The sequence below is a fragment of the Rhodovulum visakhapatnamense genome (assembly GCF_004365965.1).
Classification (GTDB): domain Bacteria; phylum Pseudomonadota; class Alphaproteobacteria; order Rhodobacterales; family Rhodobacteraceae; genus Rhodovulum; species Rhodovulum visakhapatnamense.
This window is the reverse complement of record NZ_SOEB01000012.1, coordinates 87,689-113,958: the sequence shown is the minus strand read 5'-3', so window position 1 is coordinate 113,958 and position 26,270 is coordinate 87,689. Positions and strand designations below refer to the sequence as shown.

The window sequence follows — 26,270 nt, the reverse complement described above, 5'->3', positions numbered from 1 at the left end:
CGGACCCAAATGCAACGGTCTCGTCATTCCGCGACCAGAGGCACGGTGCCCCAGATGTCGCCCATATAGCCCCGGATCGTGCGGTCCGACGAGAACCAGCCCGAGCGCGCGGTGTTGCAGGCGGCCATCCGGTGCCAGACCTCCGGATCGGCATAGGCCGCCTCGGCCCGGCGCTGGGCGTCCCAATAGGCGGTGAAATCGGAACAGACCAGGAAATAGTCCTGCCCGGTCAGGTTGGCGACGACCCCGCGATAGCGGTGCCGGTCCTTGGGCGAGAAGGCGCCCTGGCTGATCGCCTTCAGCGCACCGCCCAGACGCGGGTCGGCCTGGATCGCCAGCCTGGCGTGATCGGGCACGGCCCGGCGCGCCTCGACCTCGGCCGCGGTCATGCCGAACAGGAAGAAGTTGCGCGCGCCCACCCGCTCGCGGATCTCGACATTGGCGCCGTCGAGCGTGCCGATGGTCGGCGCCCCGTTCAGCGCGAATTTCATGTTGCCGGTGCCCGAGGCCTCCTTGCCCGCGGTCGAGATCTGCTCTGACAGATCCGCGGCCGGGATCAGCCGCTCGGCGAGGCTGACATTGTAATTCGGCAGGAACAGCACCTTGAGATAGGGACTGGTGACCGGATCGGCATTCAGCACCGAGGCCACGTCGTTGATCAGATGGATGATTTCCTTGGCGAAGACATAGCCGGGCGCGGCCTTGCCGGCAAAGATCTTGACCCTGGGCACCCAGCCCCCGCCCGGATTGGCCTTGATCTCGCGCCAGAGCGCGACGGTTTCGAGGATGTTCAGATGCTGGCGCTTGTATTCGTGGATACGCTTGATCTGCACGTCGAACAGCGCCTCGGGATCGACCCGCACGCCCTGCTCGGCCGCCAGCCAGTCGGCGAACTCTTCCTTGTTCTCGCGCTTGGCCTTCGCATAGGCGTCGAGAAACCCGGGATCGGACAGCGACGCCTCGAGCTGGTGCAGCTGTTCCAGATCGTCGACCCAGCCCTCGCCGATCACGTCGGTGATCAGCCGGCTGAGGCGCGGGTTGGCCGACAGCACCCAGCGGCGCGGCGTGACGCCGTTCGTCTCGTTGACGATCCGGTCGGGATGCAGCCGGTGCAGCTCGGCAAAGACGGTCTCCTTCATCAGGTCCGTATGCAGCGCCGAGACGCCGTTGACCTTGTGCGCCATGGTGAAGGCGATCTCGCCCATCTTGACCTCGCCATGCTCGCGCAGCGTGACCCTACGGCCCGGCATCTCGGCGGCATGGACCTCGTCGATCCGTTCGATCAGCTGCATGTGGCGCGGCAAGAGCCGGGTCATCAGGTCCTCGGACCAGCGTTCCAGCGCCTCGGGCATCAGCGTGTGGTTGGTGTAGCTCAGGCAGCCGCGCGCGGTGGCGATGGCCTCGTCCAGCGCCATGCCGCGCTCGTCATGCAGAAGCCGCACCAGTTCCGGCCCGGCAATCGCCGGATGGGTGTCGTTCAGCTGGATCGCGGCCTTCTTGGGCAGATCGGCCAGCGCGCCGCCCTCTTCCTCGAACCGGCGCAGGATGTCGCGCAGCGACGCGGCGGTGAAGAAATATTCCTGCTTCAGCCGCAATTCCTTGCCCTGCCCGGTGGTGTCGTCGGGATAAAGCACGCGGCTGATGGTGCGGGCCGTCGCCTCGGGTTCGGCGGCGGCGGCATATTCGCCGCGGTTGAACCGCGCCAGATCGAAGCCGTGGAGCGGCTGCGCCGACCACAGCCTCAGAGTATTGGCCCAGCGCCCCTTCCAGCCGATGATCGGCGTGTCGAAGGCCGCCGCGATCACCGCCTCGGCACCGGTCCAGACCGCGCGGCCGTCCTTCTCGGTGACCTCGCCGCCAAAGCGGATCTCCTGGCTGACATCGCGGCGTTCGAATTCCCAGGCATGGAACTGACTCAACCAGTCCTCGGGCTCCTCGACCTGACGGCCGTCCTGGAAGGACTGCCGGAACAGCCCGTTTTCATAGCGGATCCCGTAACCGAAGGCCGGGCAGCCGATGGTCGCAAGCGATTCCATGAAACAGGCCGCGAGCCGCCCGAGCCCGCCATTGCCCAGCGCCGCGTCGGGTTCGTTCTGCACCACCGCGTCAAGCTCGAGCCCCAGATCGGCCAGCGCACCGCGGGCCTGATCCTCGAGCCGCAGGTTGACGATGGCGTCTTCCAGCAACCGGCCGATCAGGAATTCCATCGACAGGTAATAGACGCGCTTGGGCTGCGCTGCACGGGTCGCGCTGTTGGCGGCGAACCAGCGGTCGACCAGCCGGTCGCGCACCGCCAGCGACAGGGCGATCCGCCAGTCGTGGAGGGTGGCATGGCCGGGATCTGTGCCCAGTTCGTAGGCGAGGTGACGCAGGATGGCATCGCGCAGGTCGGCGGCGGTCACGGGAAGGCCTCCATCAGGGGAATGGACAGGTTGCGGTCCTGCCGCGATATGGAAGGAAAAGGGCCTCCGCTTCAAGCGCGAGTTCGCCAAAGACGTGCGAATGCCCTCTTCCGCGCCAGTGCGGTGCGCGACAGACCCTTTTGCGGGCAGAGGCCGAAGCGGAGGGCTCAGGCCCCCGTCGGACGCCCGCCTGCGGGCCCGGCCCAGCGCGCGACGCGGCGCCGCAGAGGGCCGTGGCGTCACGGACCGACGCGGGGGATGGAGACGCCGTCAGGGGCCGGTATGGTGACGAGACCCGATGCCGGGTGCGGTCCCTGCACGCGGCCGGGTCCGGCGCCTGACGGCGATACGCGCCGCCGCCGGGACGGGAATGGCCATCATGGCGATGAGGCGATATGCACGTCTTGGTTGAATCTAATTGATAAAATTTAATTGGGAGTTGAGTGGACCTGTGCGACACTCTGTGCGGTCGCAGCGAAACGTTCCGCACAGCCTGAAGCCGGGACCGGGTGGGTTGCGATGCGGCGCCCCCGTTCCGGGCGCCGCTGGGTCAGTACCGACCGGCGCGGGGTCCGCACGGGCCGGCAAATCTCTGGCGGGCCTGTCGCCCGCCGCCCCGACCAAGCCAGGCCCGAGGCGCGCATGCCGACAGGCTTTGAAACGCCAACTGACAGCACAGGCATCATTCCATTGAAGCACACCGCGATACGCAGCCTCGTGACCGGCGGCGCCGGGTTCATCGGCACCCATCTGTGCGAGGCGCTGCTGGCGAGGGGCCATCAGGTCATCTGCCTCGACAATTTCAGCACCGGGCGCGAAAGCAACATCGCGCATCTGCGGGGCGATCCGGCCTTCACGCTGCTTTGCCGAGACGTGACGCAGGCGCTGCAGATCGAGGTGGACGAGATCTACAACCTCGCCTGCCCGGCCTCGCCCGCCCATTACGCCCGCGATCCGGTGCAGACCGTCAAGACGTCGGTTCTGGGCACGCTCAACCTGCTTGAACTGGCCCGCAGCACCGGGGCGCGGCTGTTGCAGACCTCGACCTCCGAGGTCTATGGCGACCCGATCATGCATCCCCAGACCGAGGACTATTGGGGCCATGTCAATCCGATCGGCCCCCGCGCCTGCTATGACGAGGGAAAGCGCTGCGCCGAAACGCTGATCTTCGACTTCCGCCGACTGCACGGCCTGCCGGTCAAGGTGGCGCGACTGTTCAACGTCTATGGCCCGGGCATGAGCCCCGGCGACGGACGCGTCGTGTCGAACTTCGCGATGCAGGCGCTTTCGGGAGAGCCGGTCACCATCTACGGCGACGGCCGGCAGACCCGGTCCTTCTGCTTCGTTTCGGACATGATCCGGGCGCTGATTGCCTTCATGGCGACGCCGCCCGAGGTGACCGGGCCGCTCAATCTCGGCAACCCGGCCGAGATGCGCGTGCTCGACCTCGCCGAAACGGTGCTGCGGCTGAGCGGGTCGCGGTCGGGGCTGGCCTTCCGCCCGCTGCCCTGCGACGACCCGGTGCAGCGCCGGCCCGACATCACCCGCGCCCGCAGGCTGCTGGGCTGGGCCCCGGCGGTCGGGCTGGAAGAGGGGCTGCGCGCCACGTTGGCCTATTTCGCCGGGCAGTGCGAGCCGGCCCCGATCCCCGCGCTGCGGCCGTTGGCGCCCGACCCGGTCGCGGCCGAAGCCCTGCGCGCAATCTGATCGGCAAGGACGCCGCCCGACAGGAGCGCCCCGCACGCGGACACGATCCCTGTTCCGGCGGGGCTCGTCGCCGCACCGCGACCCGTCCTGCCTGCCCGACGGGACATGCAGTCTGTTTTCGCGCAAGATTCCTTAAAATTGACGCAAAGTTGCGCTGATCTGGCAACCGCTGGCCCGCGCCGCGCGGGTCGGCGCGACCGTCTTTCTCCGAGGTTTCCATCATGTCCGCCGCCCCCCTGCCCGTCCGCACCCCCTTGGGTTTTGCCGCCAGACTGATGGCCTGGCTGCGCGCGCGGGCTCTGCCCACCGGCTCGGGCCGGATCGAGATCGCGGCGGCGGCGGTCTCGATGGCGGTGCTGATGGGGCTCATGGGCACCATGGCGCTGGACATTCGCGGCCGCGAAGAGCGGCTGCACGACCTGACCGCGGGCGAGGCTCAATCGGCCCTGGCCCGGTTCGAAACCGAACACAGCACCTTGCAGAACGCGCTCTATCTGGCACAGCGGGACATGATTCCGCTGGAACGGATCAGGGGCGGCGTCGCGGCATATCTCCAGCAGGCCGATCTGGTGACCCGCTCGGCCCCCTATTCCGACCTCTTGCGGGAGTTCGGCTTGGGCGAACAGGTCCGTCACATAGACCACGCGGCCCGCCACATCGCCCAGATGGTCGCGGTCGACGATGCCGGGCTGCGCACCCGCCTTCCCGACCTTATCGACCAGTTGGCCGCCACAAAGGCCGACGTTCACGACCTGTCCTCGCATGGCGCCGATCTCCTGATGCAGATCCACTTTCGCGCGCATGGCCTGATCGACCGGCTCGAAAGCTCGCTGGCACTGATCGCCCTGGCGCTGATCTCGCTCCTGCTGGCCGGCATCGGCGCGCTGCTGCGCCTCGCACGCCAGATGCGCACCCGCAGCGAATTGCTGCAGGCAAGCTCCTCCCGGTTCAATGCCGTGGTCATGACCGCGCTCGATGCGGTGATCGTGACCGATGAGGACGGGCGCGTGCTGGAATTCAACGCCGCCGCCGAACAGACCTTCGGCTATACCCGCGACGAGGTCATCGGCCGCAGCGCCACCGATCTGTTGATCCCGCCCGACAAGCACGACGCCCGCATGGCCACCCGGGCGTACTACCGGGAGGCGCACCGGCGCGGCGAAGCCCAGAGCGGCCGGTTCGAGATGACCTTGCAACGCAAGACCGGCGAGCGGTTCGACGCCGAGCTCTCGGTCACCCATGGCGCCAGCGAGGACGGCCCGATTTCCGTCAGCTTCCTGCGCGACATTTCGGACCGCAAGGCCGCCGAGGCCGAACTGACCGCGGCGCGCGACCGGGCGCTCGCGGGCGAGAAGGCCAAGTCCCGGCTGGTCGCGGTGATGAGCCACGAGATGCGCACGCCGCTGAACGGGCTCCTTGGAACCATGGACCTGATGCAGCGCACACCGCTCGATGCCGAGCAGCGCCAGTATCTGGAGGTCATGGCCTGCTCGGGCGAGATCCTGCTGCACCATGTCGAGGACGCGCTGGAAGCCTCGAGCCGGGATGCCGGGCGGTCCGAGGTCCGCAACGAGGCCTTCGATCTGTCCGCCAAGCTAAGGCGCGTGGTCGCCATCCACCAGTCGCTGGCCAGACTGCGCGACACCCGGCTGGTGCTGGACATCGCGCCCGGCCTCGAAGAGGTCCGGGGCGATGCGCCGCGGCTGCGCCAGATCCTGATCAACCTGATCTCGAACGCGGTCAAGTTCACCCGCGACGGCACGGTCACGATCTCGGCCGCAAGGGCTGCCGACGGCCGGGTCGAGATCCGCGTCGCCGATACCGGGATCGGCATCGCGCCCGAGGATCTGCCCCGCATCTTCGACGACTTCTTCACCGTCGACGCCACCTACGGGCGCGAGGCGGGCGGTACCGGGCTGGGACTTGCCATCGTCGCCCGCCATGTGGAGCTGCTGGGCGGCGAGATCGCGGTCGAGAGCCGCCCGGGCCGGGGCAGCGTCTTCACGCTGCGGCTCGATCTTCCCGAGGCCCGGGGCGGGATCGCCCGGCCCGCCGCCCCGGCGACCGCTGCCGCTCCGGCCCGGCCGCTTGACGTGCTGGTGGTCGAGGACAACCGCGTGAACCGCTTCGTCGCCCGCCGCCTGCTGGAAGGGCTCGGCCATCGCGTGACCGAGGCCGAAGACGGGATCGACGGCGTGGCGGCGGCCACGGCCCGGCGCTATGACGTGATCCTGATGGATATCAGCATGCCCCGCCTCGACGGGGTCGAGGCCGCCCGGCGCATCCGCGCGGCAAGCGGCGTCCCGCCCCGGATCGTCGCCATGACCGCGCATACCCTGCCCGCCGACCTGACCCGGTTCCGCGCGGCCGGGATGGATGAGGTCGCGCTGAAGCCGGTCTCGCGCAAACGCCTGGCCGAGCTTCTGGGCGATGCCTTCCCCGAGACCGGCCGCACTCTCGCCCGTGAGGACGCCCGCCCCACAGGCCCCTGCCCGGACGCGCTGGATGCCACGGGGTCCGGGGCCGCGCCTCTCGTACGCGCCGTCGGCTGACCGCCGAATCTCCGCCTTCCGCAACGACAGCGCCACCTCGTCCTTCGCCGCCGCCCCCGCCGCGCGAGCCCGGCGCCGCGGCCACGATTTTCCTCTTTTCTTTCATGCCTCTCGGCCCGGCTTCACGAGAATTGGAAAAATTTGTCGAAAAGAAGATGAAAACCGGTATCCTGTTCCCGAGCGTGGGGTCGTGGGGGGTATACGCTGAGTGCCGTTGGGGGACGGCTTGATTTCAGGACTGCTGCGCGTGAATGCGACCCGGATTTCAGGGTGTTTTTCGCGCAATTCGACCAAGATCTGAAACCGCAGGGGTCGGACTTTTTCGTTCGGGCGGTCTTCTATTGTCCTGGGCCTGTTTCCCTCGGTCCGCAGCGGCTTTTCACAGCCGAAACCACAGCCGATGTGCAGCGCGTTCGCCGCAGCCGGATGAAAAAGCCGCGCGCCGGACCGCAGGTTGACGAACCCGGATTATCGGGGCCAGCGAGGGACGGAAGTCATGACCTATTACTATAGATACCACCAAAAGCGTTACGAATGGACCGCTTATAAAGAGGCCGATCTGCTGGCCTCGAACGACACCAACCTGTCCTGCGGCGACAGCTTCAAGATGCCCGGCTGCGCCACGGTGACGATGGCGACCTATGACGACGACAGCATCCTCTCGGGCGACGAGTATTGCGACGACAACGCCAGCGACTGGACCGGCCAGGACGCCTATGTGAATGGCGGTCGCGTCGGCGCCCAGCTTTACGCCGAACAGTATCACGTCCTGCGCGGGACGGACGGACGGATCTATTACCTGATCGAGATCGAGGTCGAAGGCTATGACGCGCCCGGCAAGGGCGACGACTTCTTCACCTTCTATGGCGCGGTGCCGCCCGCCGGGGTGACGCTGACCGTGCTCCAGACCTGCAATGTCAGCGGCTGCATGATCGACTATGCCTGTCTCGGCGCCGGCTGCGTCGCGCCGCCGAACACGCCGCCGACCTTCTCGAACGCGCCCGGCAACTGCATCACCATCGACGAGAACACCACCTTCGTCATCGACCTCGACGCGTCCGACGCCGATGGCGATGCGCTCAGCTATGCGGTCGTCGGCGGCGCCGATGCGGCGCTTTTCACCATCGACGCCGCGACCGGCCAGCTCGGCTTCATCGCTCCGCCCGATTAAGAGGCGTCGGCCGATGCGGGCGGCGACAATACCTATGAGGTCCAGGTGCGGGTCGCCGACGGCAAGGGCGGCGAAGAGGTCAAGCTGCTGAAGGTCTGCGTCCAGGACGTCGCCGAGGGCGGCTCTGGCAGCTGCACGGTGATCGAGGCCGAGGACATGAGCCTGTGCGGCTACAAGGTCGAAGGCCGCTCGGATGCCTCGGACGGGGCGGGCATCATGCTGTGCGCGGGCTCGGGCTATGCCACGACGACCTTCCAGGGCGGCACCGGAAGCTACGACCTGACGCTGACCTACCTGGATGAAAGCGACGGCCGCGGCGCCATCGACGTCTATGTGAACGGCTCGAAGGTCAAGACGATCTGGCTCAACGAGAACGGCGGCGGCGACGGCGGCGTCGGCAGTTCCTCCTGGTCCAGCGTGACCATCGAGGATCTGTCGCTGAAGGCCGGCGACAAGATCACCCTCAAGGGCTATGGCGATTGCGGCGAATTCGCCCGGATCGACAAGATCGAGATCTGCCAGCCCGCCTGCGAGCCCTGTGTGGTGATCGAAGCCGAGGACATGTGCGCCTACAACTTCGTCACCGTGCGCGGCGCCGAGGCCTCGGGCGGCGAGCTGGTGCGGCTGGCTTGCGGCACCTGGGGGGCGCTTTCGACCAGCTTCAAGGGCTGCGACGGCACCTACGATCTGCGCGTCTTCGCGCAGGACGAGAATGACGGGCAGTCGACCCTCGTGATCAGGATCAACGGGCAGGAGGTGGGCACCATCCTTCTGGATGGCGACACCGATGGCTCGGGCGATGACAACGGCCCCTTCACCGCCTTCAAGATCGAGAACCTCACCGTGCATAACGGCGACAAGATCGAGATCTACGCCTGCGGCGACGATGGCGAATTCGTGCGGATCGACAAGATCCAGCTCTGCCAGGACGAAGAGCCGGTGCTGGGCGCGCTGGGCGATACGGTCTGGTACGACACCGACCGCGACGGCCTCCAGGACGCGGGCGAGCTGGGCGCGGCGGGCGTGACCGTGACGCTTCTGAACGGCGACGGCAGCGCGACCGGGCGCAGCACCGTGACCGATGCCGACGGCAAGTACCTCTTCGACGGGCTCGAGGCCGGTCAGTACCGCGTGCAGTTCGACGGCGTGGCGGGCTATGACTTCACCACCGCCGACGCGGGCGACGACGCGCTCGACAGCGACGCCGACCCCGCGACCGGGCTCAGCCATATCGTCGACCTCGGCGCGGGCGAGACCGATCTGACCGTCGACGCGGGCCTCGTGACCAAGCTTGGCGCGCTGGGCGACACGGTCTGGTACGACGCCGACCGCGACGGCCTCCAGGACGCGGGCGAACTGGGCGCGGCGGGCGTTCTGGTGACGCTTCTGAACGGCGACGGCAGCGCGACGGGGCGCAGCACCGTCACCGATGCCGATGGCAAGTACCTCTTCGACGGGCTCGAGGCCGGTCAGTACCGCGTACTGTTCGACGAGGTCGCGGGCTTCGACTTCACCACCGCCGACGCGGGGGACGACGCGCTCGACAGCGATGCCGACCCCGCGACCGGGCTCAGCCACATCGTCGATCTTGGCGCGGGCGAGACCGATCTGACCATCGACGCGGGCCTGATCGAAGAGAACCGGACCCCCGAGCCCCAGGACGATGCCGGCCGCGGCTGCGCCGATACCGTGATCGTGGTCGATGTTCTGGGCAATGACAGCGATCCCGATGGCGACACGCTGACCATCACCGAAATCGACGGGCAGGCGATTTCCGAGGGCCAGACCGTCTCGACCGCCGCGGGCGACGTAACGCTCGAGGGCGGGGTGCTGAAGGTGCTGGGCAATGCCAACGCCGCCATCGCCGCGCTCGACATCGGCGAACACGCGAAGGCAGGCTTCACCTACACCGTCTCGGACGGCAATGGCGGCACGGCCTCGGCCACCGTCGAAATGACCTATTGCGGCGATGCGAATTCGCTGCAGTCGCTGATCGACAGCCTGCCCGAGACGGCCACCTATCAGGTGATCGCGGGTAACGAAGTCTCGCCGATCCAGGATTACGGCTATGACCTGTTGATCACCGGCACCGGAGACGACCGGCTCGACGGTGTCGTGTTCCAGCAGGCCTATTGCCTCAGCTTCCAGACGGCGGTCGCGACAGACGGCAGCTTCGCCACCGCGCCCGAACTGGCCGGCAATATCGAAAGCGGCGGGGACGGGTCCGCCTTCGGCGCGACCCAGGTCGGCCTGGCCAACGGGCTTGCCGCGGCCGAGAATCTCGACCTGATCAACTGGATCATCGCCCAGGACTTCGAAGCCAATTCGGCCGGATCGGTCGATGGCAAGTTCTCGGGCTGGGAAGTCCAGTTGGCGATCTGGGAACTGACCGACACGCTCGACCCCGGGGTCTGGGGCACCGACAGCGTTTCGGATTTCGTGCTCGGGCTCGATCCCGCCTACGGTCAGAGCGCGGATGTGGATTTCCTCGTTCAGCAGGCGCTGGCCAATGGCGAGGGCTTCGTGGCCGGAGACGGCGACATCGCCTCGTTCATCGTCGATCCGGACCCGGTCACTCCGGAAAACGCGCAACCGTTCATCGTCGCCTTCAATTTCGACCAGAACGACTGCCTGTGCTGAACCGGGACACGACTGGCGAAGGCCGGGCAACCGGCCTTCGGCACCGGCGGGACATTCCGCCCAACCCGCGGGTCCCGGCAAACCGCCGACGGCCCCGTCATTTCTGAACCCAAGAGAGGGAGACGTTCCATGAAGACCATTCTGACTGCCCTTGCTGCCACCATCGCCGCGACCGCCAGCCACGCCTCGAATTTCCAGCCGCCGACGACGACCTCGGTGCCGGAAATCAGTGCCCTCGAAGGCACCGCCGCCATCGCCGCGCTGGTCGCCATCGTGTTCCTGGCCTGGGAGCGTCGCCGCCGCGCCGCCTGAGCGCCCGGACCGCCCTGGCCGGTTCTCAGGCCGCATGCGTGAGACCGGAAAGGCCCGCCTCGAGGCGGGCCTTTTCGCGCCGGGGGCACGGGGTCAGGCGGCGTCGCCCTGCCCCGGAGCGGTCTTGTCGGTCCCGACCGCCTCGCCGGTTTCGGCCAGCGCAGCCAGCGCGCCCAGCGTCAGCGGCTTGATCGGCGGGCGGATGTGGAAATAGCCGGTCTCGTCCGGGCTCTGCCCCGTCGCCTCGGCCAGAATCTGGGTCACCGCAAGCCCGCAGACCCGCCCCTGACACGGCCCCATTCCGGCCCGAAGGAAGCCTTTCAGCCGGTTCGGGCCCGGGCATCCCTGCGCGGCCGCCCGGCGGATCTCGCCCGCCGTCACCTCTTCGCAGCGGCAGACCATCGTCGTGTCGTCGGGCCGAAGCGCCTCGGCGAAGGGCGGATAGGCCGCATCGAGAAACGGCCGCACCGCCAGTTCGCGCCGCAGTTGCCGTCGCAGCGGTTTCGCGCGGCCGTCGCGCTCGTCGCTGCCGATCCGGCCCAGGCCCTCGGCGATCCGAAGCGCGGCCAGCCGCCCCTGCAGCTCGGCCGCGCGGGCCCCGCCGATCCCGGCGCCGTCGCCCGCCAAGAAAACACCCTCGACACCACCTTCTGCCGCCGCCGCCTCGCCCCAGGCATCGCAGACCGGCACGAAGCACTGCTGACGCGGCGCCCAGCGATGGTCGAGCCCCAGCGAGCGGGCCGCCTGCGGGTTCGGCACGACGCCGTGATGCAGGAAAACGGTATCGCAGGGCAGCCGGTGCTGGGCGCCGCCGCGGCGGAAGCGGACCGCCTCGGCGCGGTCCTCGCCCTCGATGACGATCTCCTGCGCGCCGACGATGCGCGGCACGCCTGCGCGTTGCAACACCCGCAGCAGACGCCAGCCCTCGGTCATGTACCCCCAACCGCCGAAAAGCCCGCCCATATGGCGCAGCGCGCGGGCCAGATCGCCCCGGGTCTGGGTCTCGATCAGCGCAGCCGGGTTGATCCCGGCCCGCACCATCTGCACCGCGAAGAGGTACAAGAGCGGCCCGGTGCCCACCAGCACCGAGCGGCGCGGCACCAGCCCCGCCTGTTTCAGCAGGATCTGCCCCCCCCCGGCGGTCATCACCCCGGGCAGGGTCCAGCCCGGCACCGGCATCGGCCGTTCCAGCGCGCCGGTCGCCAGAAGCACCCGTCGCGCGCGCAAGAGCCGCGCCGCATTCTCCCGGGAATAGCAGATCGTGAAGCCCGGCTCGATCGCCCAGACTCCGGCGCCCCCCAGATGCGAGATGCGCGGATCGTCCAGCGCCGCGGTCAGCCGCCGTCCATCGACGAAGTCCGGCCCCAGCACGGCGCCGCGCATCGGACCGACCCGGTCGACATCGCGATAGGCCTGCCCGCCCGGGCGCGGCTGGTCGTCAAGCAGCGCGACCCTCAGCCCGAGCCCGGCCGCCTCGGCCGCCGCCGCCATGCCAGCCGGACCCGAGCCGATGACGGCAAGGTCGGTCTCATGCATCGCCGGGCGCCCCCGGGCGGGTCAGGCGCATGTCCTCGGCCACTTCCAGCAGGCAGGCCTGCCGGGTTTCGCCCTCGACCTCGATCATGCAGTCGAAGCATGCCCCCATCATGCAATAGGGCGCGCGCGGGGCCCCCGAACAGGCGGTCCCGCGGAAGGTGTTCACCCCCGCCGCCAGCAAGGCCGCGGCCAGGTTCGCGCCGTGCGGCAGGTGCAGCGGCGCCCCGTCCAGCCAGACCCGCACACGGGGACCGGGTGCCTCAAGCGACAGGAAGGTTGAAACGGTCTTCACGGAATACCTCCAGATTGGGGGCCGCATCGGTCCCCTCGAGCCAGTCGGGCAGGACCTGCGCATGGGCCGCCGCCAGCGTGATGCCGGAATGACAGGTCACAAGAAAGGCCCCGGGCATCGCGGCGCTTTCCTGATAGACCGGCAGCCCGTCCGGGGTCATGACCCTGAGCGCGCCCCAGCTGCGCAAAAGCTGGACCCGCGCGAGCGCGGGAAAGGCCGCCACCGCATCGGCGGCCAGCCGGGCCAGACCCGGCCGGGTCACGCCGTCGTCGAAGCCCACCTCTTCGTTGGTGGCCCCGATCTGGATGCCGCCCTCGGGCACCTGCCGGGCGATCACCGAGGGCCGGTTCAGAAGCCGGGGCAGCTTTTCGGTGATCAGCACCTGACCGCGCTGCGGCCGCACCGGGGCGCGAAACCCGAAAGCGGGCCCAAGCCGGGCCGCGCCGAGCCCGGCGGCCAGCACCACCCTGCCCGCCTCGAGGACGGTGCCGTCGGCGCAGGTCAGCCGGAAGGCCCCGTCGCGCGTGACCCCGGCCACCTGGCGGCCGGTCAGCACCGACCCGCCCGCGCGCCGCACCGCCTCGTTCAAGGCGGCCAGCAGCCCCAGCGGGTCGGCATGCCCGTCCTGGCGGTGCAGGATCGCCCCGGCCACGCGCGGCCCGGTCGCGGGTTCTTCCCGGCGCAGCGCCGCATGGTCGAGGATCTCGAAGGGATAGTCGCCGCCCAGCGCGGCCTTCAGGCCCTCATAACGCGCGGCCGTCGCCTCAAGCCCCTCTTCGCTGAACTGGATATCGTAGCCGCCCTTTTGCTCGACCCAGACCGGGCGTCCGGCCGCCTCGGCCAGATCGGCCGCGAATCCGGGCCAGGCCGCAGCCGAGCGTTGGGTCCAGCGGGCATAGCGCGGCTCGTTCAGGCCCTTGCCCTGCACCCAGATCAGGCCGAAATTGCCCCGGCTGGCACTGAGCGCCCCGTCGCCGCCGTCGATGACAATGACACGACGACCCCGAAGCAAGAGCCCCCAGGCGACCGAAAGGCCGACGACTCCGCCGCCGATGATGGCGTATTCGCTGTCCATCCTAGCCCTTTCGTGCCCGTCCCCAGCGCGGCACGGCGTGGCCTCCCTGCACCCCGGATAGCCGGTTTCCGACCCGCCGTCGAGCCGCCCGGGAACGTAACGGCATTTTCCCCCGGGCCCTACGCAACTCCGCCTGCGGACCGCCCGGGATGCGCGAAATCCGGGCCTTCCCGGGACCGCCGCTCCTTGCGCAGGCACCCCGGAGGCCCTGACCGCCCCCGTTCAGGACCGCGGCTTTTCCGCGCCGATCCGGCCGCCGGGATCGGGATAGCGGTAGATCCGGCCCTCGAAATTGCGCAACAGCAGGTCGTCGCCGTCGCGCCCCTCGATATGGTCGGGCACCAGCGCCACCTTGCCGCCGCCGCCGGGCGCGTCGATGATGTATTGCGGCACCGCATAGCCGGTCAGATGGCCGCGCAACCCGTCGATGAGATCCAGCCCGGTCTCGACCGGGGTGCGGAACTGGCCCGAGCCGGTGATCGGGTCGCATTGCAGCAGGTAATAGGGCCGGACCCGCCGCCGCAGAAGCTCGCGGTAAAGCGTCCGCAGCGTCTCGACATGGTCGTTGATGCCCTTCAGCAGCACGGTCTGCGCACCGAGCGGAAGGCCCGCATCGGCCAGCCGGGTCAGCGCCTCGGTCGCCTCGGGGGTCAGTTCTGCGGGATGGGTGCAATGCACCGACATCCACAGCGGATGGTGCTTGCGCAGCATCCGCGTCAGCGCCCGGGTGATCCGCATCGGCAGCACCAGCGGCACCTTGGTGCCGATCCGGATGAACTCGACATGCGGGATCGCGCGCAGCCGCCCCAGAAGATAGTCGAGCTTGTCGTCCGACAGCGTCAGCGGATCGCCGCCCGACACCAGCACGTCGCGGATCTGCGGCGTGGCCTCGATATAGGCGAAGGCGCGCTCCCAGTGACGGGCCGAGATCTGCTGTTCGCCCCCGGTCTGGCCGACCATCCGCGAGCGCGTGCAATAGCGGCAATAGGTCGAACAGGTGCCGGTGGCCAGGAACAGGGCGCGGTCGGGATAGCGGTGCACGAGCCCGGGCACGGCGCTGGCCGGGTCCTCGCCCAGCGGATCGTCGGACTCGCCCGGCAGGCGCAGATATTCCTGACCGACCGGAATATGGGTGCGCCGCAGCGGCTCGGCCGGATCGTCGGCCCCCATCAGGCTGGCATAATAGGGTGTGATCCCGACCGGCAGCCCGCCCTTGTGCCGGGCGACTGCGGCCCGTTCGTCCTCGGTCAGGCGAAACACCCGCTCGAGCCCGTCCAGCGACCGGATCCGGGCGCGCAGTTGCCAGCGCCAGTCGCTCCAGTCGGCGGCGGTCGCCTCGGGAAAGACCCGGCGCCGGAAGGCGCGCGCCCCGGGGCTCGAGGGAAAGGCCGACCGTCGCGCAGCCTCGCGGGGCGGTGCGGACGGTGCGGACGGTGCGGCGCTGTCTGGCGCTCCGGTTTTGCCGTCGCGGGCGGGCGGCCTGTCGGAAAAGGGGGTCTCGGTCATCGCTGGCAAGGTCCGGTGGAAAGCGGGCCGTCGCGCGGCGGTCGACCGGGCGCGCCCCGACCCCGAGACCCGCTGGATGCCCTCAAACGCCGCCGAATTCAATGGAGCCACGGGGGAGCCGCGGGCTGTTTTCCGCCCGATCCGCCGCGAGCAGCGGCAAAAACGCAGCGACGTTGCCTTGTTTGTGACCCATTTCACGATTGACGCGTCGTCTCAGGCCGATAATTGTTTCGAATATTGGAACGGTTGTTCCGTTTTTCTGGAACTGGTGGAATGACGATATTGGAGAATGCGGCACTGGTGCTGCGCTGTTTCGGCAATAACTGCACCGACCTGACGGTGTCGGAGGTCTCCGAACGGCTGGGGCTGCCAAAGGCCTCGGCCTCGCGACTTCTGAAGTCGATGCGCGAGACCGGGATGCTCGAAGAGATCGGTGGCAGCCGCCGCCACCGTCCGGGCCGCATGATGCTGAATCTCTCGGCCGCGTTCCGCTATTCCTCGGGTGTGATCGGGCGGGCGCGGGCCGCCGTCCATGAGTTGAGCCAGGCCTTCGGCCATACCGGCTATGTGTCGATCCGCGACAACCGCCAGGTGCTGGCCATCGCCGATTTCGAGGGCACGAACGCGCTTCGCGTCGGCGCCAGCATCGGCAACAAGCTTCCGGCCGAGCGCTGCGCCACCGGGCGCAGCCTGCTGGCGCGGCTGGCCCCGGCCGAGGTCGCGCTGCTTTATCCCGACGGTCCCATCGCCGAACGGCTTGCGCCCCAGCTCGATAGGATCCGCCGCACCGGCTACGCCCTATCGTCTCAGGAGACCACGCCCGGGGTCGACGGGCTTGCCGTGGCGGTGGGCGATCCGGTGACCTCCGAGGCGGTCAGCCTCTGTCTGGTCTATCCGCACAATCTCGTCTCGGACGCCGAACGCAACGCCATGATCGACGCCATGATCGACAGCGCCGGAGGCATCGCCGAAGCGGTGGGCGATCCGCTGTTCCGCGCCGCGGCCGAGCGCAGGGTTCCCGCGTAAACCGGGGGCCTGACGTCCCGGCTTCGGCCCGATCTTCAGAGGCGGCGTCCTGCAGGGCGCATCGGTCCGGCGCTGCGCCCGCGACCACAGCGACATCATGCCGCAGCCGATCTGCTGCATCGTCTGTGATGAAGGTGACGTTACGGTCCCTTATCCAGACCGGGAAAGACAACATCGCAAAACGAGACCCGGAACGGGCGCCTTTAACTCGGAGACCACATCATGACCGACCCGTTTCGCGCGCTCGGGCGGCGCGACCTGTTGCTGCTGGCCGGAGCGGGGGTTGCCGGGGCTGCCCTGCCAGGCCGCCTTCACGCCCAGGCGCCCCGGGTTCTGGTGATCGCCTCGGGGCAGGATTTTCCCAATCTCGACCCCCACACCGCGACCGGCTATGCTCCCGCCTTCTTCATGCGCAATGTCTACGATCCGCTGCTGCGCATCTCTGGCAATCCGCCCCGGCCGGTGCCGGGACTCGCCCGCAGCTGGGACGGCTCGGCCGACGGGATGACGCATGAATTCCATCTGGACCCGGCGGCGCGGTTTCACTCCGGCGCCCCGGTGACGGCCGAAGACGTGGTCTATTCCTTCGCCCGGGCGCTGCGTCTGGCCAAGGGCAATTCCTGGATGCTGCGGGGCATCCTCACCCCCGGGGGCTCGACGCGGTCGACCCGGCGACAGTGCGGATCACCCTGGCCGCGCCCTTCGCCGCCTTCCTGCAGGTGCTGCCCTGGTTTCCGGTGGTCGAGAAGGCCGCGGTCGAGGCGCATCTGGGCGAGGATGACGGCCAGAGCTGGCTGATGACACAGACCGCGGGCTCGGGTCCCTTCGCGCTGCAGCAGGCCCGGCCCGGCGCGCTTTACCGCTTTGTCCGGGCCCCGACCGCCTGGCAGGGCGGCGGCGGCACTCTCGACGGCGTGATCTGGCGCATCGCCCGGGAGGGCGCGACCGAGCGGCTGTTGTTGCAACGGGGCGAAATCCATGTCGCGCTGGACCTGACCTCGGAGGACATGGACGCGCTGGAAGGCGCGCCGGGCGTGGTGCGGGTGATCGAACCCGAATACCGCACCTTCACGATCAAGATGAACACCCGCCGCGGTCCGCTGGCCGATATCAACATGCGCCGCGCGATTTCCCATGCGCTCGATTACGACGCGCTGCGCGATACCGCCGGGTATGCCGATCTGATGGTCGGCCCGTTGCCCCTGGGCATCCTGGGGCACGACCCGGATCTGGCGGTGCCCCGCCACGACCCCGACGCCGCCCGTGCCCATCTGGCGCGGACCGCGACGCCCGAGGGCGGGATCTCGCTGAAGATCGTCTATTCCGCCAATCTCGAACAGCAGCGGCGCTATGCGCTGGTGCTGCTGGACAGCCTCAGGGCGCTGAACATCACGCTTGAAATCCAGCCGATGCGCTGGCCCGAAATGGTCGCCGCCTGCGCCAGCCCCGATACGCTGCCGGATTTCTTCCCGGTCTATCAGACCGCGAATTACGGCGACCCGGACAATTTCGCCTATGCCGCCTATCATTCGGCCTCGAACGGCAACTGGCAGAACCCGGTCTTTGCCGATCCCGAGGTCGACCGGCTGATCGAGGCGGGCCGCACCGAAACCGACATCGAGGCCCGCAAGGCGATCTATGGCGACTTCCAGCGCAAGGTGGTCGCCGATGCACCCGATCTCTTCGGGGTGCAGGAACGGCGCAAGCTCGGCCTCCGCGACGCGGTGCGGGGCCATGTCTTCACACCGGTCGCCGCGAATGCCATCGAGTGCTGGCCGCTGTCGCTGGTCTGAGCCCGGACGCGCCCGGACCCCGGCCCTGCCGCCCCGGGCGCATCTGGCGACCGGGGTCCGCCGACGTCCTCTTTTCGCCGAGATCCGCTGCATGCTTCGTTTTCTTCTTCGCCGCCTTCTGATGCTGGGTCCGGTGCTGGTCGGGCTGACGGCGATCATGTTCGTCATTGCCCGGCTGCTGCCCGGCGACCCGGTGGGGCTGGCCGCGGGCCCCAACGCGACGCAGGCCGAACGCGCCGCGCTGGCGCAGGAATTCGGGCTCGACCGGCCGGTCTGGGACCAGTACCTGAGCTATGTCGCGGGGCTGGCCCGGGGCGATCTGGGGCGCTCGCTGATGACCCGGCACCCGGTCGCCGAAGACATCGCCATCTATCTGCCCGCGACGCTGGAACTGGTGCTGGCGGCGATGGCGCTGGCCATCGCGCTGGGGCTGCCGCTGGGGCTTCTGACCGCGCTCTGGCAGAACCGCTGGCCCGACCGGCTTGGCCAGGTGCTGGCCATCGGCGCGATCTCGGTGCCGCGGTTCTTTCTGGGGCTGCTGCTGCAACTGGTCTTCGCGATGTGGCTGATGTGGCTGCCGCTGGGCGGGCAATTGCCCGTCGTGACCCTGCCGCCGCCCCGGGTGACGGGGCTTGTCACCCTCGACGCGGCGCTGGCGGGCGACTGGGCCACGCTGGGCGCTGCCTGCCGCCATCTCGCGCTGCCCGCGCTGGCGCTGGCGCTGTCGCCGCTGGCGGCGATCCTGCGGATGATGCGCGCCTCGGCGATCGAGGTCATGGCGCAGGATTATGTGACCGCCGCCCGCGCGCTGGGCCTGCCGCGCCGCAAGATCCTGATCAAGACCATCGGCCGCAACGCGGTCTCGGCCACGCTGACGGTGATCGGGCTCTATTTCGGCTGGCTGCTGGGCGGCACCGTGCTGGTCGAGACGGTCTTCGACTGGCCCGGGCTCGGACTTTACGCGACCCGCGCGATCCTCAGCCAGGACATGATGCCGGTGATCGGGGTGGCGCTGGTCACCGGGCTGATCTTCATCGCGGTCAATCTGGCGGTCGACCTGGCCTACGGGCTGATCGACCCCCGGGTGCGCTACGAATGACGGCCGGGACCCGCCTGCCGAGGCCCGCCGCCCGCCGCCCGCGCGCCCTGCGCCGCTTCGGGCGGAACCGGCTGTCGCTGCTGGGCGCAGGGCTCGTGGCGCTGGTGCTGGCGCTCGCCCTTTTCGGCCCGCTTCTCGCGCCCTATCCGGCCCATGTCGCGGGCGGCATCGACACCGCCGCCCGGTTTCAGCCGCCCTCGGCGGCCCATCCCTTCGGCACCAACGAGCTGGGCCAGGACGTGCTGTCGCTGACCCTCGCGGGCGCCCGGGTCTCGGTGCTGGCAGGCTTTTCCGTGGTGCTGATCGGCGGCACCACCGGCACTCTGATCGGCGGCATCGCCGGGTTTCTCGGCGGCTGGATCGACGAGATCCTGATGCGGCTGACCGACCTCATGCTGATCGTTCCGAACCTGATCCTTGCCATGACCGTCGCGGCCGTGCTGGGGCCGGGGTTCCAGAACATGGTGCTGGCGCTGGCGCTGGGCTGGTGGCCGGGCTATGCGCGGCTCCTGCGTGGCGAGGTTCTGGCCGCGCGCGAGCGCCCCCATGTCACCGCCGCCCGCGCGATGGGCGCCTCGCAAGCGCGGGTGCTGGTCCGCCATATCCTGCCCAATTGCGTCTCGCCGGTGATCGTCAAGATGTCGCTCGACATGGGCTTTGCGATCCTGATGGTGGCCGGGCTTGGCTTCATCGGCATCGGGGTGCGGCCGCCGGTGCCGGAATGGGGCACGATGCTGGCCACGGCGCGGGCCTACATGCCCGACATGTGGTGGGTGGCGATGGCCCCGGGCCTTGCGATCTTCGTCGCGGTCTTCGGCTTCAACCTCCTGGGCGACGGGCTGCGCGACAGCCTCGATCCGCGCGGAGGCCGCTGATGCCCCCGCTGATGCCCCCGCTGCTGGAAATCCGCGACCTGCATCTGACGATGGCGACCCGCGACGGCCCGGCGCAGGTGCTGACCGGCGTCGCACTCCGCATCGCGCGGGGCGAGATCTGGGGTCTGGTGGGCGAATCCGGCTGCGGCAAGACGCTGACCGGGCTGTCCGTCCCGCGCCTGGTGCCCTGCCCGCCCGCGCATTATCCGGCGGGCGAGGTGCGGCTGGACGGCGAGGACCTGATGGCACTGTCCGAACGCCGGATGCGGGCGCTGCGCGGCCGCCGGATCGGGATGATCCTGCAGGACCCCGCCACCAGCCTGAACCCGACGATGCGGATCGGCGATCAGCTGGCCGACGTGGCGCTGGCCGCGGCCCGCCACGATCCCGCGCTGCTGGGCCCAGGCCCCGCCCGAACGGCCGCCCGGGCGCTGGCGGCCACGATGCTCGACCGGGTCGGGATCGCCTCGGCGCGCCAGAGGCTGAGCGCCTGGCCGCACGAATTCTCGGGCGGGATGCGGCAGCGGGTGCTGATCGCCATGGCGCTGATCGGCGCGCCCGACCTGCTGATCGCCGACGAGCCCACATCGGCGCTCGACGTGCCCGTTCAGGCGCAGATCCTCGCGCTGATGCAGGGCATGGCGGCCGATCGCGGCCTCGGCATGATCCTGATCACCCATAGCATGGGCGTGGTGGCGCGGGCCTGCAGCCATGTCGCGGTGATGTATGCGGGCAGCATCGTCGAGACCGGGCCGGTCGTCGAGGTGCTGGACCGCCCGGCCCATCCCTATACCCGCGCGCTGATGGCCGCAGTTCCGGGGCGGCACACCCCGCGCGGCACGCTGCGCGCCCTGCCCGGCACCGTGCCCGACCTGCTGGCCGCGCCCCCAGGCTGTCGCTTCGCGCCCCGCTGCCCGAGGGCGACCCCCGCCTGCCGCGCCGCCCGGCCCCCGCTGCGCCCCCTTGGCGCGGGCCATGCCGTCGCCTGCGCCCATCCGGACGCGCCCGCCCATGGCTGATCCGCCGCTTCTGGAGCTGCGCGGGGTCTCGCGCCTATACCGGCCGCGCCGCAGCCTGCTGGCCCGCGGCCCCGAGGTGGTGGCGCTCGATGGCGTCAGCCTGCGGATCGCACAGGACGAAAGCCTCGGCGTCGTCGGCGAAAGCGGCGCGGGCAAGTCCACCCTGACCCGCATCATCCTGCGGCTCGAGCGCCCCGATGCGGGCCAGATCCTCTATCGCGGCGCCGATGTGGCCCGGTTCGGGCCGGGCGCGCTGCGCGCCTTCCGCGCCCGGGTACAGATCGTGTTCCAGGACCCGCAGGCCGCGCTGAACCCGCGCATGACCGCCGAAGAGATCGTGACCGAGCCGATGCTGGTGCATCGCGACACCGTCGGGCTCGACCGGCGCGGACGGCGCGCGCGGGTGGCCGAACTGATCGAGACGGTCGGGTTGAGGCCCGATCACCTGCGCCGGTTTCCCCACGAGCTTTCCGGCGGCCAGCGCCAGCGGATCGGCATCGCCCGCGCGCTGGCGGCGGGGCCCGAGCTGTTGCTGCTGGACGAGCCCACCTCGGCGCTCGACGTCTCGGCGCAGGCACAGGTGCTGAACCTGCTGATCGATCTGCAGGACCGGTTGGGGCTCGGCTATCTGTTCATCAGCCACGATCTGGCCGTCGTGCGTTACCTCTGCGACCGGATCGCGCTGATCCGTCAGGGACGTCTGGTCGAGGAAGGACCGGCCGCGCAGATCTTCGACGCCCCTCGCACCGCCTGTGCCCGGAGGCTGATCGACGCGGCCCCCGACCTCGGGGCCCCCTTGCGGTCCGCCGGCAGGACGACCGGGACCGACTGAGACCTCCGGCCCCCGGGTCGCCCCCAGCCCCGGACCGCGGCCGGGCCTCCGCCTGCTGAATTGGGCGATTCCCGGGGGTAATGCCCCGGTTCACGCCCCGCGCGCGGCAGGTCTTTTGGGCCCCAAGGCATGAGAAACCGGTCGCTTTGCACAATTCGCAGGCACATCCCGGTGGCACCGCGCGGTCCGGCGTCACAACGCCGTTACGCAAAGCCTTTAGTCACCGCCCCAAGGGCCACCGCATCTGCGGGGCTTGTCAGGTGGCAAACGCCATATATAGTCAAACGCAAGGCAAGGGGCGGGCACGTCCCGTCTCGGGGCCGGGCAGGCAGACGGGGCAGAGGCTGAGTCTCACCATGGATGGCGATTTCAGAACTTCGTTCGTGCGGGAGCCAGGCTCTCTCAAGCATCATCCGGCGCTGGTCCTGAACGCCGATTACCGCCCGTTGTCCTACTATCCGCTGTCGCTCTGGCCCTGGCAGGAGGCGGTCAAGGCGGCCTTCCTCGACCGGGTCGACATCGTGGCCGAATACGACAAGGTCGTCCGAAGTCCGACCCGGACGATCCGAATACCCTCTGTCGTCGTGCTGAAAGATTTCGTCAAACCGCAGAAGCGCGTGGCCTTCACGCGCTTCAATCTTTTCCTGAGGGACGAATTCAGCTGCCAGTATTGCGGCTGCAAGGGCGATCTGACCTTCGACCATGTGGTGCCCCGCGCCCGGGGCGGCATCACCAGCTGGGAAAACGTCGTCGCCGCCTGTTCGCGCTGCAACCTCCGGAAGGGCTCGAAAAGCCTGCGCCAGGCGGGCATGTCGCTTCGCCGCGCCCCGCGCCGTCCCCAGGCGACCGAGCTGCGCGATGTCGGCCGCAAGTTTCCCCCGAACTACCTGCATGACAGCTGGCTCGACTTCCTCTACTGGGACGCCGAGCTCGAAGCCTGATCCGCGCCCGGCGCGGCGCGCGCCACGGCAACCACGTTTTCCACCGAACGGCCTTTTGCACAGCCGATGGACCTGCCCCTCTCCAGGAAGGTGTCAGGCACCGGGCATGCGCCCCCATGAGGCCTATTGATCCCGGCGATCCCCCGGCGCAACCGAGCAGGCCTGCCCCGGCCTGACCATGCCTGCCAGTCGACCGGGCGGTGACCAGGCGAGCCGCTCTCGGACGAGGGCCACCGTCGGCCGCCTGACCCGGGCGAACGGCACCCCGCGCGATCGGGTCGCCGCGCCGGGGCGCCTGCCGCATCCGGACGAGGCGCAGGACTGGCGCGGGCGCAAAAGGCGCCGCGACAGTTGATCCTCGCGCGCTGCGGGGTCATGACGGGACCCGTATGAGTTTCCCCGGGCCGAAGCGGCATTCACCCGGATCCCGGGGGGGCCAGGTCGAGTAAAGAGTCTAAAGATTCCGCCCCGTTGTTCCGTCGTCTTCCCCTGCTTTTGCTGAGCGTCACGCTTCTGACCTGCACGCCGGTCGCGCAGGCCCCCGATCCCACGACCGCCCCTTACAGCCGCGCGGCCTTCGGCGCGGGCTGGGCCGATCCCGATGGCGATTGCCTCGACACCCGGGCCGAGCTGCTGGCGGGTCTTTCCACCGTGCCGGTGACACTGGCGCCCTCGGGCTGTTCGGTGCGCCACGGCCGCTGGATCGCGCCCTATACCGGGCGGGTGGTGACACAAGCCCGGGATCTCGACATCGATCACATCGTGCCGCTGCGCTATGCCTGGGGCCATGGCGCCGCCAGCTGGCCGTCCGCGAAGCGCGCCCGTTTCGCGCTCGATCCCGTCAACCTGCTGCCCGTCACCGCCTCGGCGAACCGCTCGAAGGGCGCGCGGGGGCCGCTCGACTGGCTGCCGCCCGATCAGGTCTTCCGCTGCCAGTACGTGCTGCGGTTCCGGCGGATCGCCAAGGCCTACGGGCTGGTGCACTCGGCCGCGGAAAAACGGGATCTGGCGGCGTTGACCGAACAGGTCTGTGGGACATGACGGCCGAGACCGGCAGGTCGGACCTTCGAACACACGGCTTTGATCTTGGTCCGGCCCGCGACCGCCATGCTGGCCCCCGGCGTGACGACGGCCGCATCATGAGGCCGGATACATGTCGGCCCCCGACACCAACGCCAAGACCCCTCTTGCGCAAGGGACAGGTACGTATCTCGCACAGATCCCGCGAGGCGATCCCGCCAGGCAGGTGGCACGAGAGACCGGGGCGGCCTTCGGCGGGGCGCTTTATGTCGACAGTCTCAGCGATCCGACCGGGCCGGTGCCGACCTGTCTCGACCTCTTGCGCGTGACCTTTGACACCGTGGCGCGCGGCCTGCTTGAGACGACGGTCGCGAACTGATGCCCCCGCCGCTCTGGACAGGAGCCCCATGGTGCACCGCCCGACCGCCGACGACATCCCCGCGACAGAGGCCGATCCGCGCGGCACGATCACCGCGCTCGCTGGCGTGAACGGCGCCGGGAGATCGACGCTTTTCAAGACGATCATGGACCTCGTTCCGGTCGCGCGGGGCGAGATCCGGCGGCTGGGACTGGGCGGGCGCGAGGCGCTGCGGCGCAATCTGCTGGCCTATGTCCCGCAGGCCGAGGAGGTCGGCTGGTGCTTCCCGGTGCTGGTCGAGGATGCGGTGATGACGGACCGCCACGGGCATATGGGCTTTCCGCGGCGTCCGCGTGCGGCCGACAGGGCAGCGGTCGACCGCGCGCGATCGCGTCGGCTCGACGGCGTTTTGCCACCGCCAGATCGGCGAGCTGTCGGCGGGCAGAAAAGGCGGGTCTTTCTGGCCCGGGCGCTGGCACAGGACGGCCGGGTGATCCCGCTGGACGAGCCCTTCACCGGGGTCGACGTCAAGACCGAAGAGCAGATCGCGGCGCTGCCGCGCGCGTTGCGGGACGAGGGCCGGGTGATGCTGGTCTCGACCCATGATCTGGGTTCGGTGCTCGAATTCTGCGACCGGGCGGTGCCGGTGCGGGGCACAGTGCCGGCGACGGGCCGACCGCGACGACCTTCACCCGCGCGAACCTCGAACGCGCCTTCGGCGGCGTGCTGCGCCAGTTCACGCTGGGCGGTCCCAAGCTGCACGATGACGACGCCCCGCGCCAGATTTCGATCCTGACCGATGACGAGCGTCCTCTGGTGCAATATGGCGACCGCACCCAGGACCGTGAGGGCGCGCAATGCGCCTGCTCGAACCCTTCGCCTATCCCCTGATCCTCGGCGCCTTTGCGGCGGGGGTGACCAGCGCGCTTGTCACCGGGTATCTGGCCGAGAACCGCCGGATCAAGCGCGCCACGGGAATGGGCGTCGTCTGTTCGGGGATGTTCGCGCTGGAGGTCATCCTCTTTGCCGCCTTCCCCTCCAGCGCCCATCTCGACCCTATCCTGTTCGGCGACACGCCGGGCGCCGGGCCGCAGGATCTGTAGACCGCAGGGCTGATCTCGCTTGGCGTGACGCTGGCGCTGGCCGCGAAATGGAAGGACCCGATGCTGCGTACCTTCGACCCGGGCCAGGCCAAGGCCTCGGGCCTGCCGGTCGGGGTGCTGCATTACGGGCTTCTGACGGCGCTGTCGCTGACCATCGTCGCAACGCTGTCGGCGACCGGGCTGCTCCTGGCCGTGGGCCTGCTGATCGCCCCTGGTGCCATCGCCTTTCTGCTGGTGCAGAGTTTCGGGCCGATGCCGGTCGTCTCGGTCGCCGTCTGCCTTGCGGCCATGCTGGGCGGCACCTATGCCAGCTTCCATATCGACAGCGCCCCGGCGGCGACGGTCATTCTCGTGCTCACGGCGCTTTTCGCGACGGCCTTCGGGCGGCGTCTGCACCGGACAAGGGCCGCCTCGCGCGGCGCGAGGGGCGCGGGCTGAGCGCCGGGGCCCGGAGCGACCGAAAGGAAGACCGTCCTGCAGGACCGAAGCGACAGGCTGACCCGGGCGCTGCGCGCGGCCGGGATCCGCGTCACCCGGCAACGCGCCGCCCTGATGAACGTGCTGGCCGAGGCCGAGGACCATCGCGACGCGGCCGAGCTGCACCGCCGGGCCGAGCCCCGCGCACCGGGGCTGTCCTTGCCGACCGTCTGCCGCACGCTGAGCGCGCTGGAGGATCAGGGCGTGATCCAGCGCCACCAGTTCGAGGGCGCGTCCGCCTGTTTCGGACGCGCCGAGACCGCCCATCACGACCACATGATCGACATCGGGACCGGCGAGGCGGTCGAGTTCCGCTCGGACCGGATCGAAGAGCCGCAGGCCCGGATCGCGGCGAAACCGGGCTATGATATCGTCCATCACCGGATGGAGCTCTACGTCCGCAAGACGCGCGGCTGAGGCAGGGCCGGGCCGTCCTCCAGCCGTCCTCCAGCCGCCCTCCAGCCGTCCTCCAGCGCCCTTTCCGGCCGGATTTGCGCCGTCACCAACGGAATTCCTCGCCAGCGCCGTAACACA

Annotated in this window: 20 protein-coding genes and 3 pseudogenes; 18 read left to right on the top strand and 5 right to left on the bottom strand. The window is 69.5% G+C overall.

The genetic code is table 11. The features are described from left to right. Nucleotides 1–23: 23 nt before the first annotated feature. A complete protein-coding gene (locus tag EV657_RS12360; protein ID WP_208323266.1) occupies nucleotides 24–2,402 on the bottom strand; it encodes a glycogen/starch/alpha-glucan phosphorylase in 2,379 nt (792 codons plus the stop codon). Nucleotides 2,403–3,044: 642 nt separating this feature from the next. Here EV657_RS12360 and EV657_RS12355 point away from each other — a divergent pair. The 5 genes from EV657_RS12355 (at nucleotide 3,045) to EV657_RS12335 (ending at nucleotide 10,784) form a co-directional block, all read left to right on the top strand. Beyond that, a complete protein-coding gene (locus tag EV657_RS12355) occupies nucleotides 3,045–4,109 on the top strand; it encodes a UDP-glucuronic acid decarboxylase family protein (RefSeq protein WP_113669257.1) in 1,065 nt (354 codons plus the stop codon). Nucleotides 4,110–4,330: 221 nt separating this feature from the next. Then, nucleotides 4,331–6,661, top strand: a complete 2,331-nt coding sequence (locus EV657_RS12350) for a hybrid sensor histidine kinase/response regulator (protein WP_134078056.1) — start codon at nucleotides 4,331–4,333, stop codon at nucleotides 6,659–6,661. A gap of 496 nt (nucleotides 6,662–7,157) precedes the next feature. Next, nucleotides 7,158–7,832, top strand: a complete 675-nt coding sequence (locus EV657_RS12345) for a cadherin repeat domain-containing protein (protein ID WP_134078055.1) — start codon at nucleotides 7,158–7,160, stop codon at nucleotides 7,830–7,832. A gap of 45 nt (nucleotides 7,833–7,877) precedes the next feature. Beyond that, a complete protein-coding gene (locus EV657_RS12340) occupies nucleotides 7,878–10,472 on the top strand; it encodes an SdrD B-like domain-containing protein (protein WP_134078053.1) in 2,595 nt (864 codons plus the stop codon). Between the two features lie 129 nt (nucleotides 10,473–10,601). Then, a complete protein-coding gene (locus tag EV657_RS12335; protein WP_075786117.1) occupies nucleotides 10,602–10,784 on the top strand; it encodes a hypothetical protein in 183 nt (60 codons plus the stop codon). Between the two features lie 93 nt (nucleotides 10,785–10,877). Here EV657_RS12335 and EV657_RS12330 read toward each other — a convergent pair whose 3' ends face one another. From EV657_RS12330 to EV657_RS12315, 4 genes are all read right to left on the bottom strand, one after another. Continuing rightward, nucleotides 10,878–12,320, bottom strand: coding sequence for an FAD/NAD(P)-dependent oxidoreductase (locus EV657_RS12330; protein ID WP_134078051.1), 1,443 nt, complete (start codon nucleotides 12,318–12,320; stop codon nucleotides 10,878–10,880). Beyond that, nucleotides 12,313–12,612, bottom strand: a complete 300-nt coding sequence (locus EV657_RS12325; RefSeq protein ID WP_134078050.1) for a 2Fe-2S iron-sulfur cluster-binding protein — start codon at nucleotides 12,610–12,612, stop codon at nucleotides 12,313–12,315. The genes EV657_RS12330 and EV657_RS12325 overlap by 8 nt, the downstream gene beginning before the upstream one ends. Continuing rightward, the gene (locus EV657_RS12320) at nucleotides 12,581–13,687 is read right to left on the bottom strand and encodes an NAD(P)/FAD-dependent oxidoreductase (protein WP_134078048.1); all 1,107 of its coding nucleotides are present in this window, start codon (nucleotides 13,685–13,687) and stop codon (nucleotides 12,581–12,583) included. The genes EV657_RS12325 and EV657_RS12320 overlap by 32 nt, the downstream gene beginning before the upstream one ends. 222 nt (nucleotides 13,688–13,909) lie before the next feature. Further along, nucleotides 13,910–15,193, bottom strand: a complete 1,284-nt coding sequence (locus tag EV657_RS12315; protein WP_134078047.1) for a KamA family radical SAM protein — start codon at nucleotides 15,191–15,193, stop codon at nucleotides 13,910–13,912. A 76-nt stretch (nucleotides 15,194–15,269) separates the two neighbouring features. On the opposite strand from EV657_RS12315, the gene EV657_RS12310 reads away from it, so the two are divergent. The 13 genes and pseudogenes from EV657_RS12310 (at nucleotide 15,270) to EV657_RS12250 (ending at nucleotide 26,153) form a co-directional block, all read left to right on the top strand. After that, complete coding sequence (locus EV657_RS12310) at nucleotides 15,270–15,470, top strand: hypothetical protein (RefSeq protein ID WP_134078045.1); 201 nt, start codon at nucleotides 15,270–15,272, stop codon at nucleotides 15,468–15,470. After that, nucleotides 15,467–16,219 (top strand): IclR family transcriptional regulator, encoded by a 753-nt coding sequence (locus EV657_RS12305; protein WP_075786121.1) that lies wholly within the window; start codon nucleotides 15,467–15,469, stop codon nucleotides 16,217–16,219. The genes EV657_RS12310 and EV657_RS12305 overlap by 4 nt, the downstream gene beginning before the upstream one ends. A 222-nt stretch (nucleotides 16,220–16,441) precedes the next feature. Further along, nucleotides 16,442–18,012 (top strand): annotated as a pseudogene (locus EV657_RS12300) (ABC transporter substrate-binding protein). Between the two features lie 91 nt (nucleotides 18,013–18,103). Continuing rightward, entirely contained in the window at nucleotides 18,104–19,111 is a 1,008-nt protein-coding gene (locus EV657_RS12295; RefSeq protein ID WP_134078044.1) for an ABC transporter permease, read from the top strand. Further along, a complete protein-coding gene (locus tag EV657_RS12290) occupies nucleotides 19,108–19,986 on the top strand; it encodes an ABC transporter permease (RefSeq protein ID WP_134078042.1) in 879 nt (292 codons plus the stop codon). The genes EV657_RS12295 and EV657_RS12290 overlap by 4 nt, the downstream gene beginning before the upstream one ends. Beyond that, the gene (locus EV657_RS12285; RefSeq protein ID WP_208323265.1) at nucleotides 19,986–21,005 is read left to right on the top strand and encodes an ABC transporter ATP-binding protein; all 1,020 of its coding nucleotides are present in this window, start codon (nucleotides 19,986–19,988) and stop codon (nucleotides 21,003–21,005) included. The genes EV657_RS12290 and EV657_RS12285 overlap by 1 nt, the downstream gene beginning before the upstream one ends. Continuing rightward, nucleotides 20,998–21,837: an ATP-binding cassette domain-containing protein gene (locus EV657_RS12280; protein ID WP_134078040.1), complete on the top strand. Its 840-nt coding sequence runs from the start codon at nucleotides 20,998–21,000 to the stop codon at nucleotides 21,835–21,837. Before EV657_RS12285 ends, EV657_RS12280 begins: the two co-directional genes overlap by 8 nt. A gap of 356 nt (nucleotides 21,838–22,193) precedes the next feature. Continuing rightward, a complete protein-coding gene (locus EV657_RS12275; RefSeq protein ID WP_075786126.1) occupies nucleotides 22,194–22,778 on the top strand; it encodes an HNH endonuclease in 585 nt (194 codons plus the stop codon). 471 nt (nucleotides 22,779–23,249) lie between these two features. Further along, nucleotides 23,250–23,819 carry an HNH endonuclease family protein gene (locus EV657_RS12270; RefSeq protein WP_208323263.1) on the top strand — a complete coding sequence of 190 codons (570 nt, stop codon included), beginning with the start codon at nucleotides 23,250–23,252 and terminating at the stop codon, nucleotides 23,817–23,819. 193 nt (nucleotides 23,820–24,012) lie between these two features. Continuing rightward, nucleotides 24,013–24,177, top strand: a pseudogene (locus EV657_RS12265) (metal ABC transporter substrate-binding protein); the annotation flags it as partial. 31 nt (nucleotides 24,178–24,208) lie between these two features. Next, nucleotides 24,209–24,952 (top strand): ATP-binding cassette domain-containing protein, encoded by a 744-nt coding sequence (locus EV657_RS12260; RefSeq protein ID WP_243837579.1) that lies wholly within the window; start codon nucleotides 24,209–24,211, stop codon nucleotides 24,950–24,952. Between the two features lie 88 nt (nucleotides 24,953–25,040). Further along, nucleotides 25,041–25,697 (top strand): annotated as a pseudogene (locus EV657_RS12255) (metal ABC transporter permease); the annotation flags it as partial. Nucleotides 25,698–25,733: 36 nt separating this feature from the next. Beyond that, complete coding sequence (locus EV657_RS12250) at nucleotides 25,734–26,153, top strand: Fur family transcriptional regulator (RefSeq protein ID WP_279587390.1); 420 nt, start codon at nucleotides 25,734–25,736, stop codon at nucleotides 26,151–26,153. Nucleotides 26,154–26,270: the final 117 nt, after the last annotated feature.